This is a genomic window from Paraburkholderia unamae (genome assembly GCF_003268775.1).
GTDB classification, from domain to species: Bacteria; Pseudomonadota; Gammaproteobacteria; order Burkholderiales; family Burkholderiaceae; genus Paraburkholderia; species Paraburkholderia unamae.
Genome location: NZ_QLSU01000010.1, coordinates 47369 through 63722, shown reverse-complemented (window position 1 = coordinate 63722; position 16354 = coordinate 47369). Strand labels below are relative to the sequence as shown.

Annotated in this window: 17 protein-coding genes; 9 read left to right on the top strand and 8 right to left on the bottom strand. The window is 67.6% G+C overall.

Annotated features, from left to right (window positions below):
- The first annotated feature begins 44 nt into the window (after nucleotides 1-44).
- Nucleotides 45-662, top strand: coding sequence for a TetR/AcrR family transcriptional regulator (locus C7401_RS17855; RefSeq protein ID WP_112172735.1), 618 nt, complete (start codon nucleotides 45-47; stop codon nucleotides 660-662).
- Nucleotides 663-725: 63 nt separating this feature from the next.
- Here the strand turns inward: C7401_RS17855 and C7401_RS17850 are convergent, their stop codons facing one another.
- The 6 genes from C7401_RS17850 to C7401_RS17825 form a co-directional block, all read right to left on the bottom strand.
- Nucleotides 726-956: a DUF2795 domain-containing protein gene (locus C7401_RS17850; RefSeq protein ID WP_112172734.1), complete on the bottom strand. Its 231-nt coding sequence runs from the start codon at nucleotides 954-956 to the stop codon at nucleotides 726-728.
- Nucleotides 957-1186: 230 nt separating this feature from the next.
- On the bottom strand, nucleotides 1187-1462 hold the full coding sequence (locus tag C7401_RS17845) for a hypothetical protein (RefSeq protein ID WP_112172733.1): 276 nt from the start codon (nucleotides 1460-1462) through the stop codon (nucleotides 1187-1189).
- A 257-nt stretch (nucleotides 1463-1719) separates the two neighbouring features.
- The gene (locus C7401_RS17840; protein ID WP_112172732.1) at nucleotides 1720-3060 is read right to left on the bottom strand and encodes a C45 family autoproteolytic acyltransferase/hydrolase; all 1341 of its coding nucleotides are present in this window, start codon (nucleotides 3058-3060) and stop codon (nucleotides 1720-1722) included.
- A 155-nt stretch (nucleotides 3061-3215) separates the two neighbouring features.
- A complete protein-coding gene (locus C7401_RS17835; RefSeq protein ID WP_112172731.1) occupies nucleotides 3216-4961 on the bottom strand; it encodes a ClcB-like voltage-gated chloride channel protein in 1746 nt (581 codons plus the stop codon).
- 97 nt (nucleotides 4962-5058) lie between these two features.
- Nucleotides 5059-5793, bottom strand: a complete 735-nt coding sequence (locus C7401_RS17830) for a glutathione S-transferase (protein WP_112172924.1) — start codon at nucleotides 5791-5793, stop codon at nucleotides 5059-5061.
- A 258-nt stretch (nucleotides 5794-6051) separates the two neighbouring features.
- The gene (locus C7401_RS17825) at nucleotides 6052-7116 is read right to left on the bottom strand and encodes a YeiH family protein (RefSeq protein WP_112172730.1); all 1065 of its coding nucleotides are present in this window, start codon (nucleotides 7114-7116) and stop codon (nucleotides 6052-6054) included.
- Nucleotides 7117-7263: 147 nt separating this feature from the next.
- Here C7401_RS17825 and C7401_RS17820 point away from each other — a divergent pair, with 147 nt between their 5' ends.
- The 6 genes from C7401_RS17820 to C7401_RS17795 all read left to right on the top strand — a co-directional run bounded on the left by C7401_RS17820 (nucleotide 7264) and on the right by C7401_RS17795 (nucleotide 13644).
- On the top strand, nucleotides 7264-8187 hold the full coding sequence (locus C7401_RS17820) for a LysR family transcriptional regulator (protein ID WP_112172729.1): 924 nt from the start codon (nucleotides 7264-7266) through the stop codon (nucleotides 8185-8187).
- 174 nt (nucleotides 8188-8361) lie between these two features.
- A complete protein-coding gene (locus tag C7401_RS17815) occupies nucleotides 8362-9150 on the top strand; it encodes a TIM barrel protein (RefSeq protein ID WP_112172728.1) in 789 nt (262 codons plus the stop codon).
- Nucleotides 9151-9203: 53 nt separating this feature from the next.
- Entirely contained in the window at nucleotides 9204-10172 is a 969-nt protein-coding gene (locus tag C7401_RS17810) for a sugar kinase (protein ID WP_112172727.1), read from the top strand.
- Nucleotides 10173-10299: 127 nt separating this feature from the next.
- Complete coding sequence (locus C7401_RS17805; protein WP_112172726.1) at nucleotides 10300-11583, top strand: MFS transporter; 1284 nt, start codon at nucleotides 10300-10302, stop codon at nucleotides 11581-11583.
- A 22-nt stretch (nucleotides 11584-11605) separates the two neighbouring features.
- The gene (locus C7401_RS17800; protein WP_112172725.1) at nucleotides 11606-12571 is read left to right on the top strand and encodes a 2-hydroxyacid dehydrogenase; all 966 of its coding nucleotides are present in this window, start codon (nucleotides 11606-11608) and stop codon (nucleotides 12569-12571) included.
- On the top strand, nucleotides 12568-13644 hold the full coding sequence (locus tag C7401_RS17795; RefSeq protein ID WP_112172724.1) for a LacI family DNA-binding transcriptional regulator: 1077 nt from the start codon (nucleotides 12568-12570) through the stop codon (nucleotides 13642-13644). Before C7401_RS17800 ends, C7401_RS17795 begins: the two co-directional genes overlap by 4 nt.
- Nucleotides 13645-13660: 16 nt before the next feature.
- Here the strand turns inward: C7401_RS17795 and C7401_RS17790 are convergent, their stop codons facing one another.
- Nucleotides 13661-14413, bottom strand: a complete 753-nt coding sequence (locus C7401_RS17790) for a Fic family protein (protein ID WP_112172723.1) — start codon at nucleotides 14411-14413, stop codon at nucleotides 13661-13663.
- A 215-nt stretch (nucleotides 14414-14628) separates the two neighbouring features.
- Between C7401_RS17790 and C7401_RS17785 the strand changes: the two genes are divergently transcribed.
- Both C7401_RS17785 and C7401_RS17780 read left to right on the top strand, forming a co-directional pair.
- Nucleotides 14629-15438 (top strand): YhfC family intramembrane metalloprotease, encoded by an 810-nt coding sequence (locus C7401_RS17785; RefSeq protein WP_112172722.1) that lies wholly within the window; start codon nucleotides 14629-14631, stop codon nucleotides 15436-15438.
- A 39-nt stretch (nucleotides 15439-15477) separates the two neighbouring features.
- On the top strand, nucleotides 15478-15843 hold the full coding sequence (locus C7401_RS17780) for a DUF3022 domain-containing protein (protein WP_112172721.1): 366 nt from the start codon (nucleotides 15478-15480) through the stop codon (nucleotides 15841-15843).
- Between the two features lie 59 nt (nucleotides 15844-15902).
- Here the strand turns inward: C7401_RS17780 and C7401_RS17775 are convergent, their stop codons facing one another.
- Nucleotides 15903-16337 (bottom strand): PGDYG domain-containing protein, encoded by a 435-nt coding sequence (locus C7401_RS17775; RefSeq protein WP_112172720.1) that lies wholly within the window; start codon nucleotides 16335-16337, stop codon nucleotides 15903-15905.
- Nucleotides 16338-16354: the final 17 nt, after the last annotated feature.

Below are 16354 nucleotides of genomic sequence, written 5' to 3'. Positions count from 1 at the left end.
CCCGCCAACCCACCCGACATCACGTCATCACGAAGCCCCACGCCATGAAGCGCATCCGACTCACCCGTGAGCAAAGCCGCGATCAGACGCGCGAGCGCCTGCTCGACGCGGCGCAGGCCATGTTCATGAAAAAAGGGTTCGTGGGGGCGAGCGTGGAGGACATCGCGCATGCCGCGGGCTACACGCGCGGCGCGTTCTACTCGAATTTTTCCGGCAAGTCGGACCTGCTCGTGGAATTGCTGCGGCGCGATCACGAGGCCATGCAGACGGACCTGCGCGCGATCTTCGAAACCGAGGTGTCGCGCGAGCAGATGGAAGCGCGTGTGCTCACGTATTACAGCCGCATGCCGCAGGACAACAAGGTTTTCCTCCTGTGGGTGGAGGCCAAGCTGCTGGCCGCGCGCGACGCGCGCTTTCGCGTGCGTTTTAACGCTTTCATGCAGGAAAAGCGCGACAGTCTTGCCGCGTATATCGAGGAGTTTTCGAGGCGCGTGGGCACCCCCCTGCCGATCGAGCCGCAGTTGCTCGCGGTTGGCCTGATGGGGCTGTGCGACGGGGTGCAGTTTCTCGCCACGGCCGACCCGCAGCACGTCACGCCGCCGGTCGTCGAAACCGTGCTCGCGAGCTTCCTCGCGCGGGTCGTGTTCGGGCGCGACGCCTGAGCCCCGCGCGCGCTCGCGCACGGGCGTCAATGGAGGGGGATCCGGCTGCGAACCGGGCCTGACCTAGGCGCCGATGCCCGGACCGTAGTTGCTGCCGATCAGCCGCGTGACCGAATCGACGTTGGGGTAATCCTGCTCGGGCATGCCGTCGAGAATCCCCAGCACTTCATTGCTTGCGCCCGCCGTGCGCGCGGCGTCCACGAGTTCGTCCTTGTTCGCGGGCCAGCGCACTTCGCGCAGCACGTCGGAGAATTGCAGGTCGATCGGTTCTTCGGGAATGCTTGAGGCTGGCATGCGTGGCGTCCTTTGCGCGTCGGCCTGTGCGGGCGGTTCGCGTCGTTGTCTCGTTCGTTGTTCGGCTGGCGCGCGGTGAGCGGCGCGGCTCAAGCATACACAATCCGCCTCGCACGCCGTGGACACGTGTGCACCGGCTTCACCGCGCGCGCCGCGCTTCTGACGCTCGTCTGACGCGCATTTGCCGCGTGCTCGCCACGCCTGCTTGCCTGCCTGACGGCCGGCGCGGCTCAGGTCTGCTGATGCAGGTCCGGGCTCAGCGTCTTGTCGAGGCGGTGCGACTTGGGCAGGGTGAGATATTCCCAATGCTGGGGACCGTCGGTGACGGAAACGGGCACGTTGGGGGCAGGAGGCGCCACCGGGGCGTCGTCGGCGCGGAACTGACCGGTCTGGAGCGGGAGGTGCGCGCCGGCGCGTTCGACCGGCGAGTCCTGCGCGGTGCGTACCGGAGCGGCAAAGCACGAGGCCGACAACAGCACGGTGGTCATCAGTGTCGAGGTTTTCATCGCTCGACCTCCTTTCTCATGCGGCCCACAGGTCGCAGCAAGCGCCGTACCGCGTCCGCCAGCCGTGGCGGCGACGCGAGCAGCCGCGCCGGCCGGGGCAGCCGGCGCGCCGCCACGCGGGGCGCCGGGGGGCCGCTCTTGCGGCCCGTGCGCGCGAGGCGTGTACGGATATTCCATGATGGCAGGAAATGCGCCGGCGCGTCTCGAACGTTTGTACTTTTTTTGCGCGGAGAAGGACGGGCAGGCGCCCGCAGAAGCTACGGGCGCAGCGCCTCGAAGCGCGCCCATGGCCACGACGGCCGGTCGCGCATATAGCCGTTGAGCCAGTTCCACTGCGGGTGGCGCTGCATGAACGCCTGGGCGTCGAACGCCCGGCCGCACGGATGGCCCCAGCGGGCCCAGAACGCCATGTCGCGCGCCATGTCGCTGTCGACCACCTTGCCGTCGTTCGCGCCCCATGGGTTGAACGGCCCGTGATCGGCGCCGCCAAAGCGCGCATCGTCGAGTTCGAGATGGCCGCAGATCGTGCGCGAACACGGGTTGTCGCTGCGTTCCAGATAGACGTCGTGATGGTCCGCGATCATGGTCTTGGCCAGTTCGGCGTCGATCGCGCCGCGATGCTCCTGCGCGAGCTGCATGAAGCGCAGGCGGCGCGCGCCGTTGCGCCGCACGTCGGTGTAGTCGTCGGCTTCGCCGGTGCATTCCTGGTTGCGGATCTTGAGGTCCGTGGCCGCGTTGAATCCGCTGTAGAAGCCGTCCTTCGTGCTCTCGAAACCCGCATGCTGCAAGCCGAGTTCGTAGCGCGCGATCTCGCCCGTTTTCGTGTCGCCCAGCAGCCAGCTGTTCACGTAGCCGGCGTTGTTCGACTGGGCGAACATCTCGCACCATTGCGCGATGCTCGACGCATACTGCGTGGCGCGCCGCGAGCGATAAAACTCGGGCGCGCCGCTCGGGCGATAACCCACGAAGTTCGAAATCGTCGTTTCCGTCACCATCAGGCCCGCGCCGTTGATCCAGAAGTCGGTGAGGCTCGAAATGCAGCCGGGCAGGCCCTGCATGAGAATGCGGTGCCCCGAGTCGGGCACGATGTCGAACACGATGTTGAAGGCGTCGCCGGCCGCGTAGCGGTCCCACGAGTTGTGCGCCATGACGATGCGGCCGTCGCGCGTCGCGCTTCCGGTGGCAATGAACGCGCTGCAATGGTGGCCGCGCCGGCCGCGCCACAGGTGCACCGCGGACTGCGGCTGGCGCGCCGCCACATGGGTTGGCCACCAGCTTTGCAGCAGGTCCATGTAGCCGTTCCAGGCGAGCACCTCGGCGAACTTGAGGCCCGCGCCGTCCGCGATGCCCTGGATCTCGTCGGCGAACTCGGTGTCCAGGCGCGGCGCGAACTGCGCGATCGCGGCGTTGACGAAGGTGTCGAAGTCCTCGCCCGTGTCCCACTTCGCGAGATAGCGCGCGGTGCGTATGGCGTTGCGGATCTCGTGAGCGAGCAACTTGCCGTGCTGCTCGCCCCGGTCGTAGGGCTCGCCCTGCAAGTGCACGAATATCCAGCCCGCATGGTCGCGGCGTACAGCTTCGAGTGAGGGTTCGCTCATCTTCGCTCCGGTGGTCCCCGAGTCGATTGTGGCGGCTACGTGCGCGGGCTTCCGTGCGCAGGCGCACGGCGCGCCGCGTAGCGTGTCTTGCCCTCAATTCTAGAAAATCCGCCGCGCTTTGCCATGCGCGGCGGGCGGCACGAACGGCGAAGCGCCTAGCGCTCCGCGTTCATGCGCTGATACGCGTCGAGAAGCGAAGTCTTGTACACCACGCCCGCGAGCGTCGGCTCGCGCGTGCTGGCGACCACGGGCAGGCGCTCGCCCTGGAACGACATGAAGTGTTGCAGGCCGACGGCGAGCGGCATGTCGGGCGTGAGCACGTCGAACGTGGGCTTCAGGTAGTCGCAGGCGTGCTTGTTCGAGGTGTCGCGCTTTTGCAGGAGGTCGGAGGTGATGTCGGCGAGCGCCACCGCGCCGAGAAAGCGCCCGGTATCGTCGGTCACGTAGAGATATTTCACCGGATATTCGAGGAACACGCGCGTCATTTCCTGCACTGTGGCGCTCGCGCGCACGACGGTCTCGGCGGGACGGATCAGCTCGCGCATCTGCGTCATGCGCAGGCGCATGCGCTCGGCTTCCTCTCGGTTGCGATGAAGCGTGATTTCGTACATCGAGGCCTTGCCGATCGCGCGCGCGACGAAGTACGCCACCACGCACGAGAGCATGAGCGGCAGCACCACCTGGTAGCTCAGCGTCATCTCGAAGATCATGAGAATCGCCATGAGCGGCGCCTGGGTCGCGCCCGCGAGGAACGCGCCCATGCCCACCATCGCATAGGCGTAGGGCGCGGAGGTGCCGTCGGGCCAGAGCGCGTGCATGCCCTGGCCGAACAGGCAGCCGAGCACGGCGCCCATGAAGAGCGTGGGCGTGAACACGCCGCCCACGGCGCCGGAACCCACCGTCGCGGCCGTTGCGACGAGCTTGAATACGAGCACGGTGGCGAGCGCGGTCCAGGTCCACGGCGAATGCAGGATGGAGTTCACGACGCTATAGCCGTTGCCCCACACCTCGGGCGTCCAGACCGAGAGCACGCCGACCACGAGGCCGCCCAAGGCGAGCCGCACGGGCAGCGGCGCGTTGAGGCGGCCGAAGCCCTTCTTCGCGGTGTCCATCATCACGAGGAACTGCGGGGCGAGCGCGCCGCACAAGAGACCGAGCGCCACGAACAGCAGCACCTCGACGCCCGTCACCGGCGGAAACACCGGCATCTCGTACGGCGGCTTGTAACCCGCGAACTCGCGCATCGTGATGTTGGCGACGACGGAGGAGACCACGATCGGCCCGAAGCTTTCCATAACGATCGAGCCGAGCACGATCTCGGTCACGAAGAAGGCGCCCGCGATGGGCGCGTTGTACGCCGAGGTGATACCGGCCGCCGCGCCGCACGCGACGAGCAGGCGCAGCCGCGACGGGTCGAAGTGAACCCAGCGCCCGATCAGCGAGGCGGCGAGCGCGGCGAGTTGCACCATCGGGCCTTCGCGGCCGATCGAGCCGCCGCTCGCGATCGTGAAGAGCGACGACAGGCTGCGCCAGATGCTCTTGCCGACGGGCATCACGCCGTCGCCGATCGCTACGGCCTCGATGTAATCGGTGTGCATCGCCTTGTTGCCGTTGCCCGGCGACTTGCGCCGCGCGATCAGCAACAGGCACCCGGCGACGAAGCCGCCCGAGGCGGGCATCCAGATGCGCGTTTGCCACGGCAGGTGACGGGCCATTTCAACGAGACTGCCCTCGCTGCCCGTAAAGAGCATTTGCAGATGCGCGATGCCTTCGCGAAAGAGCACGGTCGCAAATGCACCGGCCACGCCGACGATGACCGACCAGATCAGCATCGTGTGGGCGTCGGACAGGCGAAAGAGATCGCGGGCGCGAGTGCGCAGTTTCAGCAGGAATGACAGCACGGCGAGCGGGTCAGGTGAAGGGTGAAAGAAAGCCGCGCGGGCGCGTTGATCGCGACCACAGCGGCGTCAAAGGAAACACCCGACGGCCCGCGCGCCTTCAGCGCACGGCTTTGTCGAGTTCGGGGTAGTGCCGGAAGATGCCGGTTTCGTTGAACGGCAGCCGCCGCTCCGAAGCGAGATAGGCGGCGATATGCGGGCGCTTCGCCACGGCGTCGCGCAGCGCGACGACATGCGGATAGTGGTCCGCGAAATGCTTCGTCGCTTTCGGAAACGCATAGCGCAGCCCCTCGACGATCTGAAACATCGACAGATCGACGTAGGTGAGGGCGCTGCCCACCATATGGCGCGGCCCCTCGGGATTCTGCGCGAGCACGCGCTCGAAGTAGCTCATGAACTTCGGAATGCGATGCGCGATGAAATCCGCCGAACGCGCCTTCGCCTCGGTCTTCTGGTCCTCGTAATACAGACCGCTTGCGATCGGATGATGCGTGTCGTGCACCTCGGCCACGAGGTCCGCGATCGTGAGTTGCAGGCCGTTCGCCACGAAGCGCAGGGCTTCGTCGCGCGGGGCTAGCTTGAGCTTCGGGCCGAGGTAGAGCAGGATGTTGGCCGTCTGCGCAATGATGAATTCGCCGTCCTTCAGGAAGGGCGGCGCATAGGGCGGATACGGCCCGTCGCTCTCCAGTTCGCTCATCATCGCGCCAATGCCGAGACCGTCCTTCTTCTCGCCGCGCGCCACGTCCACGTAAGGCGCCTGTGCTTCTTCCAGCGCCAGCCGCACGAATTCGCCCCGGCCTTGCAGGCCGTCCCAGTAGTAGAGCTCGTATGCCATCGGTCGTCCCCTTGCGTCGATCGCCGTGCGCGCCACGGCGTGCGCGGCCGCCGTCCACGCGACGGACGGCAGCGGACAGTATCGCTCGCAACCGTCGCGCCTGGCGCGCGCGTGCCGCGCCGACACGAGATGGCGCAACGCGGCGGCGCGCAGAAACGCAAAAAGCCCCGCCGCGGGCGGGGCCGGTGGCCGCGAGAAGCGGCGCACGGGGGATCGGTCGGGGCGGCGCAGGGGAGCGCACCGCCCTTGGGCGCGGGGTCATGCGAACACGCGCTCCACGGCCCAGGTGATCGCGAGACCGCCGCCGACCAGCCAGAGGTAGATGATGAGGCCGGCGGTCAGCGCACGCGGGCCGGCCTGGCGGATCTGCGAGACGCGCGTTTCGATGCCGAGCGCCGTCATTGCCATGGTCAGCGCGAAGGTGTCGAGCGTGTTGACCGCGTGGGTGGCCGCTTCGGGCAGCACGTGGAGCGAATTCACCACCACGAGCGCGAGGAAGCCGAGCGCGAACCAGGGCACCGCGAGCTTGCGCGTAACGGCCTGGCCCGCCTCGTGCGCGGCGCTCCGCGCCGCACGGTTGAGCCACACGCCGAGCACGAGCAGCACCGGCACGAGCAGCATCACGCGGGTCATCTTGACGATGGTGGCGATGTGCGTGGCTTCCGGGCTCACGTTGCTCGCCGCGCCCACCACCTGGGCGACTTCGTGAATCGTGCCGCCGAAGAAGAGGCCCGCGCCGAGCGTGTCGAGATGCAGCCAGCCCGCGTTATAGACCACCGGGTAGAGGAACATGGAGAGCGTGCCGAACAGCACGACGCTGCCCACGGCCATGGCGCTCTTGTGCGGCTTCGACTGGAGCGTGGATTCGAAGGCCAGCACGGCGGCCGCGCCGCAGATCGCACTGCCGGCGGCCGTGAGGATGGCGGTGTCGCGGTCGAGCTTGAGCACCTTCATGCCGACCCAGGTGCCGATCACAAGCGTGCTCACGACGATCGCGACCGACTCGACGAGCCCCGGCACGCCGACCTGGGCGATTTCCTGGAGGCTCACGCGCAGCCCGAAGAACGCCACGGCGATGCGCAGCAGCTTGCGCGCGGAAAAGTTGACGCCGGCGGCCCAGCTTTCGGGCATGCCGTCGCGCAGCGCATTGCCGTAAATCGCGCCGGCCACGATGCCGACGATCAGCGGGCTCATGCCGAGCCCGGCGATGGCGGGCAGCGACGCGATGCTGGTGACGGCCGCAGCGAACAGGGCGACGAACAGCACGCCGTTGAGCTGCCCGCGGGTGGACGGCAGGGCATGCGTAAGGGTGGGTGTAGACATCTAGGCCTCTCTCTCCCGGACGAGCCGGTTGAAAAATGGGGTAGCGAACAGAGCGCTATCGAATGGCCTAATCCTAATTTAGATATATCGATATGAAAAATCGTGATTTGTGAAGTAATATATAGGTCAACACGATGGTTCATCGCCATGACCCCGGAACAACTGATAACTTTCGCTGCCGTCGCCGAGCATCTCAACATCAGTCGAGCGGCGCTCGCCCTGCATTTGTCGCAGCCCGCCGTATCGGGCCAGTTGCGGCTCTTGCAGGAGGAATTCGGCGAGCCGCTCTACCAGCGTGACGGCCGCGGCGTGCGCCTCACGCCCACGGGCGAGCAGCTCGCGGGCTACGCGGCGCGGCTGCGCGACACCTGGCGCGACGCGCTCGCCTACCGCGACGCGCTGCGCGGCCTCGAGCGCGGCACGCTGCGCATCGGCGCCACGACCACGCCCGCGAGCTACCGGCTGCCGTATCTCGTGGCGCAGTTTCACGGGCACTATCCGCAGGTCAAGCTCGAAACGTCGAGCGGCAACACGACGGACGTCGTCGGCATGCTCGGGGCGGTCGATATCGCGCTGATCGAAGGGCCGGTAGGCGAGCAGTTGCCGCCCGATACCGCCGTGCACCCGTGGCACGAGGACGAAATCGTCGCCATCGTGCCGCGCGGCCACGCGCTGGCCGCGCAATTGCCGGAGCCGCACGGGGAGACCGGGGAGCCGAAGCCGGCCATCACGGTCGAGGCGCTCGCCGAGTGGCCGCTCGTGTTGCGCGAGGACGGCTCGGGCGTGCGCCAGGTCGTCGAGCGCGCATTCGCGCGTGCGGGCGTACCCATGCGCGTGGCGCTGGAGATCGCGGGCGTGGAGGGCGTGAAGGAGGCCGTGCGCGCGGGCATGGGTATCGGTTTCGTCTCCGCCATGTCAATGCGGCACGAGAACGGCGCGTTGCGGCAGATCCGCTTCGGGCCCGAGCCGCTTGCGCGCCGCTTCTCGATTCTCGTCCCGCATGCGGGCGCCGCGTCGCGCGTGGCACAGCGTTTTCTGGAGCTGTGTCTCGCCGATGTTCCCGGCGCATGACCCAGGGCATACCAGAATGGCGTGCCGCGCGACGAGCGCGCACTATCCGCCCTAATCATCCGGCGCGCACAGGCGCCTTTTTTCGAACCGGATTTGGAACCGGTTCCAAAAGGGCAAATCGAAGCGGATTCGAGGAACACAAGGCGTGCGCCGGTAGCAACAGGGAACAAGGCAATGGCGGAAGTAGCAATCGTGGCGAGCGCGTTTGGTGCGCAGGCAATCTGGCGTGACGGACATGCGGCATGGAGCGTGTCGGCGCGGCGCGCTGGCGCGCAGGCATTCGAGGTCCGGCGCGAGCTGATGCACGACGCCGACGCGCAGCCCGAGGCGCTGCACGCGCTCGGAACGGCGCTTGCGCGCGAGGGTCTGTGGCGCGTCTGGTCCACGCCGGACTCGCTCTACACGGAAGACGGCGCGCTCGACGAGGCGGCGCTGTGCGCGGCCGTCGCGGCGGGCCGTGCGCTCGGCGCGCGCTTCGTGAAACTGCAATTGGGCGGCTTCACGGGCGAAGCCTGCGCGGCGCGCCTCGCGAGCCTGCTCGAAGAACTGGGCGCACGCACCGGCGAAGCGGGTGACGGCCCGCGCGTCGTGGTCGAGAACGGGCAACTCGAGCAGGGCGGCAAGCTCGCCCAGTTCGTCGGCCTCTTCACTGCGTTGCGCGAGGCAGGCGCAGCGGGCGTGATCGGCATGACGTTCGACATCGGCAACTGGCAGTGGCCGGGCGAGCCGCCGCTGCTCGCGGCCGCCGCGCTCGCGCCGCACGTCGAGTACATCCACTGCAAGGCCGTGGCGGGTGAGGGTGCGCGCCGTTTCGCGGCTGCGCCTGGCGACGACGACACGATGTGCCGCGCCGCGCTTGCGCTCCTGCCCACGCACGTGCCGCGCGGCATCGAGTTTCCCTTCGATCCGGCCTGCGTCGCGGCAGAAGCCGCTCATTACGTCGAGTGGCTCGCCGCCGCCTGATGCGCAGCGGCAGCCCGGCCTCAGACACCCCATTCGATTCAGGAACACATCCCATGACCGACACACTCGATGTCATCACCTACGGCGAAGCGATGGCGATGTTCGTCGCCACCGAGCCGGGACCGCTCGCTCAGGTCGGGCACTTCACGAAGCGCGCGGCGGGCGCGGAGCTCAACGTCGCGACCGGCCTCGCCCGCCTGGGTTTCAAGGTGGGCTGGATGAGCCGCGTGGGCGCCGATTCGTTCGGCCAGTTCCTGCGCGACGTGCTCGCGCAGGAAGGCATCGACGCGCGTTGCGTGAGCACCGATGCACGCTACCCGACCGGCTTCCAGCTCAAGTCGAAGAACGATGACGGCAGCGACCCCGCCGTCGAATATTTCCGCCGCGGCTCGGCGGCGAGCAAGCTCTCGACCGACGACTATCAGGCCGGCTACGTGCTCGGCGCGCGCCATCTGCACCTGAGCGGCGTCGCGCCGGCGATTTCGCCGTCGTCGCGCGAACTCGCGTTCAAGCTCGCGCAAGCGATGCGCGACGCGGGCCGCACGATCTCGTTCGACCCGAACCTGCGCCCGACGCTCTGGGGCTCCGAAGCCGAGATGGTCGCGACACTCAACGAACTCGCGAGCTTCGCCGACTGGGTGCTGCCCGGCGTGGGCGAGGGCCGCGTGCTGGCCGGCTCGGACGACCCGGAAGTCATCGCGAACTTTTACCTCGCGCGGGGCGCGCGCGGTGTGGTCGTCAAGCTGGGCGCGGAGGGCGCCTGGTACGCCACCGCCGCCGGCGAGCGCGGCCGCGTCGCGGCGCAGCGCGTGGAGCGCGTGGTCGATACCGTGGGCGCCGGCGACGGTTTCGCCGTGGGCGTGGTGAGCGCGCTGCTCGAAGGGCGCGCACTGCCCGAGGCGGTCGCGCGGGGCAATCGTATCGGCGCGCTGGCCGTGCAAGTGATCGGCGATTCGGAAGGCTTGCCGACGCGCGCGCAGCTCGACGCGCTCGAAGGCGCGCAAGCGCGCACGGCCGCATAACCGCATAGCAAGACAAACCGCAACAAGCAGAAACAGGCGGCGCAACGCGTGAATTCGCACGCGGCGCGCCGAATGACATGAGACCAGAGGGCGGCACGACGAAGCCGCTGTTCAACTGGAGACACAGATGACCTCAACCTCGCTCGCACCGCGCCGCTGGTGGGCAATCATGCCGATCGTGTTCATCACGTACAGCCTGGCCTACCTCGATCGCGCCAACTACGGCTTCGCCTCGGCGGCGGGCATCAACCGCGATCTCGGCATCAGCCCGGGGCTTTCCTCGCTGATCGGCGCGCTGTTTTTCCTCGGCTACTTTTTCTTCCAGTTGCCGGGCGCCGTTTATGCCGAGCGCCGCAGCGTGCGTACGCTCGTATTCGTGAGCCTCGTGCTCTGGGGCGGTTGCGCGGCGCTCACGGGCGTCGTCACGAACATTCCTTCGCTCATGGCGATCCGCTTCGTGCTCGGCGTGGTCGAGGCGGCCGTGATGCCCGCCATGCTCATCTTCATCAGCAACTGGTTCACGAAGAGCGAGCGCTCGCGCGCCAACACCTTCCTGATCCTCGGCAATCCGGTCACGGTGCTGTGGATGTCGGTCGTCTCGGGCTATCTCGTGCACGCGTTCGGCTGGCGTCACATGTTCATCGCGGAAGGCGCGCCGGCCGTCTTGTGGGCCGTGTGCTGGTGGTTCCTCGTGCGCGACAAGCCCGCGCAGGTGAACTGGCTCTCCGACGAGGAAAAGCGCGCGCTCGACGCTTCGATGCGCGCCGAGCAGGCCGCCATCAAGCCCGTGCGCAACTACGCTGAAGCGTTCCGCACGCCTGCCGTGATGCTGCTTTCGGCGCAGTACTTCTGCTGGAGCATCGGCGTGTACGGCTTCGTGCTGTGGCTGCCTTCGATCGTGAAGAACGGATCGGCGCTCGGCATGGTCGAGACGGGCTGGCTCTCCGCGCTGCCGTATCTCGCCGCGACGATCGCGATGCTCGCGGCCTCCTGGGCCTCGGACAAGCTCGACAACCGCCGCGCCTTCGTGTGGCCGTTCCTGCTGGTCGGCGCACTGGCCTTCGCGGGTTCGTATGCGCTCGGCTCGACGCACTTCTGGATGTCGTATGCGCTGCTGGTGGTGGCCGGCGCCGCGATGTACGCGCCGTATGGCCCGTTCTTCGCGATCGTGCCCGAGCTGCTGCCGAAAAACGTCGCGGGCGGCGCAATGGCGCTCATCAACAGCATGGGCGCGCTCGGCTCGTTCGTCGGCTCCTACGTGGTCGGCTATCTGAATGGCGCAACCGGCTCGCCTGCGGCATCCTATGCGTTCATGAGCGCGGCGCTGGTCGCCGCGGTGGGCCTCACGCTCGCCGTGAAGCCGCAGCGCGAAACCGCTCATGGCTACGCCGCGCCGGTTCACGGAAAATAACGCACACTCGAGAAGCGAACTCATGAAGCACACAATCGTTGCCTACAAGACCCTGCCCGCCGATGTCACCGACTATCTGCGCGAGCATGCCGAAGTCGTATTCGCCGATGCGGACAAGCCGGGCGAGCTGGCCGCCGCGCTCAAGAACGCAGACGGCGCGATCGGTGCGAGCGTGAAGATCACGCCCGAGATGCTGGACGGCTCGCGTGTGAAGGCGCTCTCCACGATCTCGGTGGGCTACGACCAGTTCGACGTGCCCGATCTCACGAAGCGCGGCATCGTGCTCGCGCACACGCCCGACGTGCTGACCGAATCGACGGCCGACACCGTGTTCTCGCTGATTCTCGCGAGCGCGCGCCGCGTGGTCGAGCTGGCCGACTGGGTGAGGGCGGGCCACTGGAAGGCCAGCATCGGTCCGGCACAATTCGGCGTGGACGTGCAGGGCAAAACGCTCGGCATCGTGGGGCTCGGGCGCATCGGCGGCGCGGTCGCGCGGCGTGCGGCGCTCGGCTTCAACATGAAGGTGCTCTACACGAACCGCAGTCCGAACGAGACGGCCGAGCGCGACTACGGCGCGCGCCGCGTGGAGCTCGACGAACTGCTCACGACAGCGGACTTCGTGTGCCTGCAAGTGCCCCTCACCGACGCCACGCGCCACATGATCGGCGCTGAGCAGTTCAAGAAGATGAAGAAAAGCGCGATCCTCATCAATGCCTCGCGCGGTGCGACCGTCGACGAACAGGCGCTGATCGCGGCGCTCGAAGCGGGCACGATTCACGGCGCGGGCCTCGACGTGTTCGAGCGCGAGCCGATCGATCCCGCCTCGCCGCTGCTGCGCATGCCGAACGTGGTGGCGCTGCCGCACATCGGCTCGGCCACGCACGAGACGCGCCACGCCATGGCGCGCTGCGCGGCGGAGAACATCGTCGCGGCGCTCGCGGGCACGCTCGACGTGAACATCGTCAACCGCGAGGTGCTCGCGCGATGAGCGCGGCTGCGGGCGGCACGGACAGCGCCGGCGCGAGCGCAGCCACGCCGCCGCGCCGCGCCACGATCAGCGACGTGGCGCGCGAAGCGGGCACCGGCAAGACCAGCATCTCACGCTATCTGAACGGCGAGCTGGGCGTCCTTTCGCCCGACCTGCGCGCGCGCATCGAGGCGGCGATCGAGCGGCTCGACTACCGCCCCAACCAGATGGCGCGCGGGCTCAAGCGCGGGCGTAACCGTCTGCTCGGCCTGTTGCTCGCGGACCTGGCCAACCCGTATTCGGTGGAAGTGCTGCAAGGGGTGGAGGCCGCGTGCCACGCTTTGGGCTACATGCCGCTCATCTGCCATGCCGCCAATGAAGTCGACATGGAGCGCCGCTATCTGCAACTGCTCACGACCTATCGCGTGGAAGGCGTGATCGTCAACGCGCTCGGCGTGCGCGAGTCGATGCTCAAGCCCGTGGGCAGCGGCGGCATTCCGGCCGTGCTGGTCGACCGCACCGTCGACGGCCTGGACGCCGACGTGGTCGGCCTTGACAACGCGGCGGCCGTGCGTCTGGGCGCGGAGCACCTGCTCGCGCGCGGCTATGACGACATCGTGTTCGTCGTGCAGCCGTTCGAGCATGTGAGTTCGCGCCGCGAACGCGAAGCGGCGTTTCGCGCCTCGATGCAGGCGACGAAGGGCGCGGCGCGCGGCTTGACGCACGTGCTCGATCTCCATGACGAGGCGGGCGTACAGAGCGCGCTCGCGGCGCTCGACGCGCATGTGGCCAGCGCCACCGCGCGCGGGGCGCGCTGCGCGCTGTTCGCGGCGAATGCGCCGGTTGCGCTGCGGCTCGCGCTGCATCTGAAGGCGGCGCTGGGGGCGCAGTGGCAGCAGCGCGTGGCGCTGATCGCTATCGACGATCCCGAGTGGGCCGAACTCGCCGGCATCACGACGATCCGGCAGCCCACGCGCGCGATCGGTTATCGCGCGGTGGAGTTCCTGCACGAGCGCATCGAAGGCGCGGCGCCCGCCGCGCGCGCGGCGGCGTTCGAGGGTGAACTGGTGGTGCGGGCTTCGACGCTGGGGTGAACGTCGCTTCGAGGTTCTAGGCGCGCGGCGCAAGCACGTCGAGATAGGTGGTGAGCGAGCGCTCGACGGCTTCCCCCACGAGGCGTGTGATCGCTCGATAGTCCCCGTTGGCGCATGCGTCGTCCAGGGCATCGTAGTAGCTCAGGCGATCTTCCTTGCGGATGATCGCTGGTGGAAAGCCGGCTTTCATTAGCTCGAGATTCAGTAGCAGCCGCCCTGTGCGCCCGTTTCCGTCCACAAAAGGATGAATCTTGACAAAGCGGGTATGCAGCTCGGCGGCGCGTTCAACCGGATGCATGCCAGCGGCTTCCTCGTGCCAGCGGATTAGCGTGTCCATCTCCGCGGGCAGATGCAGAAAGTCGGGCGGCGTCGTGCTCGCGCCCGCGATCACGACGTTCTCCTGCCGGTAACGCCCAGCCTCGTTGTCATCGATGCCTTTGAGCACGAGGCTGTGGATATTGCGGATCAGCCATTCGGTAAGCGGTTCGTTCTTCGCGACGACCGCTTCGACATAGTGAATGGCGTCGCGGTGGTTGGTTGCTTCGAAGTGCTCGCGCAGGGTCTTGCCGCCAACCGTAATCCCCTCGAGCACGACCTTGGTTTCGCGCAGCGTCAGCGTATTGCCCTCGATGGCGTTCGAGTGATACGTCCATTCGAGCGTCAGCTTTTCACGCAGGGACGACAGCGTATGCTGCGGCAGCGGGCGCAGGGCGTCCAGCCTCGCCTTTTTGGCATCGAGCGTTTGAAGCAGGGCGGGTTCGAGCGTCATTACGGCCTCGGAGTAAAACTGTCCATCGAATCACGAATCGGTATTGCGCTCAATCGTAGCACCCCGTCGAAAGCACACCAAGAATGGGCGCGAGCGGTGCGCGAAAGACGGCCCAGGCGCGAGTTTGCCCGCCGGGGCTGCGCGCCACGCCCGATATCTGCGATCATTCGGGCTGCGGCGCGCGCCCACGCGCGCCGACCGTCACAAGGAAGCCCATGTCCGTAGCCCCGATCACGCTCGTCTGCCTCTCGCTCGCGACGCTGTTCGTCGCCGCCTTGCCCGTTTGGCTCTATCGCCGCTTGCGCGCGCCGTATGCGCTCGACTGGCGCGATACCATCGCGGGCGTCGCCGTTTTCGCATTCTTCGCGACCGTGATCGAGCGCGCGCTCAACGACTACGTTCTGCATCAAAACGCCGCGTTCGCGCAGGTTCTCGCGAATCCGGCGTTTTTCGTTCTGTATGGCGCGCTCGCCGCGGGCCTATGCGAGGAGATCGGGCGCTACATCGCCATGCGCATCATCGCGCGCCGCGTGGCGCAAAAGTCCGGCGCGCTCGCGGACGGCCCGGCGCTCGGCTACGGCATCGGGCATGGCGGGGCGGAGGCGTGGTTCGTCGGCGTGCTCGTGCAACTTCAGTGGATCGTGTTCGCGGTCCTCGCGAATCGCGGCGATCTCGAGGCGCACCTGAGCAATCTCACGCTCGACTCCGTGTTGCGCGTGCATCTGATTCTCGCGAGCCTTTCGCCGTTTTTCGCGGGCGTGTTCGCGCTCGAGCGCACGGCTGCGTTCGTATTCCAGATCGCGCTTTCGGTGCTGATGTGGCGTGGCGTGCGCGCGGGCTGGAAGGGTATCCTTCCGCTCGCGATCGTGGTGCATGCGCTGATCGACGTGCCCGCCGCGGTGTATCAGGCGCGTCTCGCGCCGCTTGCCGCCGTCGATGGTTTCTATGTGGTGGCGGCCGTCGTGGTCGCTGTCGTGCTCTACAGAACGTGCCGCAACGAGCGGCGCGTCGCGCGCGCCGCGTAAGCGCGCGCGTTTGCAGTCTCACTCTCTTTTCTGGCGTCAATGGAAGCCTATCTGTTTGAATGCGCGAGCCCCGATTTCGACGAGCTCGCCCGCGTTGTCGCCGATCTGTTCCCCGAGCAGACGCGCTTTGCCGAAGAACGCGACGAAAACGGCGTGCCGCAACTGGTCGTGCACTGGGTGGCGATGCGCTTCGGCTCGAAGGCGCGCCGCATGGCGCTGACGGTCGCAATCGCGCCCGCGGCGCTAGCGCGCTATCGCGCGTTGCCGGCAAGACTGCGCGGCCGCAGCTTCGCGGTGTTGCGCGCGTACGTGGAGGCGACGATCGAGTCGCTGGAGGAACAGCACGCGAAGGGCGAAGACGTGCCGCACGACGTGACGATCGCGCTAGACGAGGAATTTGCCTGAAGCGGGTAGAAGTGAGCTGAGACGCTGATGGGCGGCCGCCGGGCCGCCCGCGAGCAGGATCAGTCTACGGGGCGATAGACCTTGGCGAATCGCGCGGCTTGCACGACGCCATAGTCGCCGGGCGCGTATTGCATGACCCAGTCACCGGCCACGCCGCTCAGGCGGTCGCCGCCGGCCGAGCGTTGCAGCGTGAACGCCGCGTCCATGCGTTTGGCGAGCACCACGACCTGGCGGTTGCGATAGGCGCCGGACTGGCCGTGGGCGAGGGCGTCGCTGGCCGGCAGATACTTCGCGTCGAAGCGCTCGCGTGAGACGACCCAGCGCTCGCCCGTCGAGCCGGTGATGATGGCGTCGCCCGGCGCGTAGCGGTTCGGGCCTTCGAGGCTCATCAGCTCGCCGGGTTGCGCCGCGAATTCGACGCTCACGGTTTCGTCCTTGACGACGCGTTGGGCCGCGGCGTCGCCGCGCAAGTCGAGTTCGGTCAGTTCAATCATGGTTGCAGCAGCGGACC

Bases quoted from the DNA above. Each gene is read 5' to 3' on its own strand.
- C7401_RS17810 (WP_112172727.1), top strand. From the start codon at position 9,204: ATGACCGACACACTCGATGTCATCACCTACGGCGAAGCGATGGCGATG.
- C7401_RS17775 (WP_112172720.1), bottom strand. From the start codon at position 16,337: ATGATTGAACTGACCGAACTCGACTTGCGCGGCGACGCCGCGGCCCAA.
- C7401_RS17850 (WP_112172734.1), bottom strand. From the start codon at position 956: ATGCCAGCCTCAAGCATTCCCGAAGAACCGATCGACCTGCAATTCTCC.
- C7401_RS17840 (WP_112172732.1), bottom strand. From the start codon at position 3,060: ATGAGCGAACCCTCACTCGAAGCTGTACGCCGCGACCATGCGGGCTGG.
- C7401_RS17845 (WP_112172733.1), bottom strand. From the start codon at position 1,462: ATGAAAACCTCGACACTGATGACCACCGTGCTGTTGTCGGCCTCGTGC.
- C7401_RS17795 (WP_112172724.1), top strand. From the start codon at position 12,568: ATGAGCGCGGCTGCGGGCGGCACGGACAGCGCCGGCGCGAGCGCAGCC.
- C7401_RS17815 (WP_112172728.1), top strand. From the start codon at position 8,362: ATGGCGGAAGTAGCAATCGTGGCGAGCGCGTTTGGTGCGCAGGCAATC.
- C7401_RS17785 (WP_112172722.1), top strand. From the start codon at position 14,629: ATGTCCGTAGCCCCGATCACGCTCGTCTGCCTCTCGCTCGCGACGCTG.
- C7401_RS17805 (WP_112172726.1), top strand. From the start codon at position 10,300: ATGACCTCAACCTCGCTCGCACCGCGCCGCTGGTGGGCAATCATGCCG.
- C7401_RS17780 (WP_112172721.1), top strand. From the start codon at position 15,478: ATGGAAGCCTATCTGTTTGAATGCGCGAGCCCCGATTTCGACGAGCTC.
- C7401_RS17790 (WP_112172723.1), bottom strand. From the start codon at position 14,413: ATGACGCTCGAACCCGCCCTGCTTCAAACGCTCGATGCCAAAAAGGCG.
- C7401_RS17855 (WP_112172735.1), top strand. From the start codon at position 45: ATGAAGCGCATCCGACTCACCCGTGAGCAAAGCCGCGATCAGACGCGC.
- C7401_RS17825 (WP_112172730.1), bottom strand. From the start codon at position 7,116: ATGTCTACACCCACCCTTACGCATGCCCTGCCGTCCACCCGCGGGCAG.
- C7401_RS17830 (WP_112172924.1), bottom strand. From the start codon at position 5,793: ATGGCATACGAGCTCTACTACTGGGACGGCCTGCAAGGCCGGGGCGAA.
- C7401_RS17800 (WP_112172725.1), top strand. From the start codon at position 11,606: ATGAAGCACACAATCGTTGCCTACAAGACCCTGCCCGCCGATGTCACC.
- C7401_RS17820 (WP_112172729.1), top strand. From the start codon at position 7,264: ATGACCCCGGAACAACTGATAACTTTCGCTGCCGTCGCCGAGCATCTC.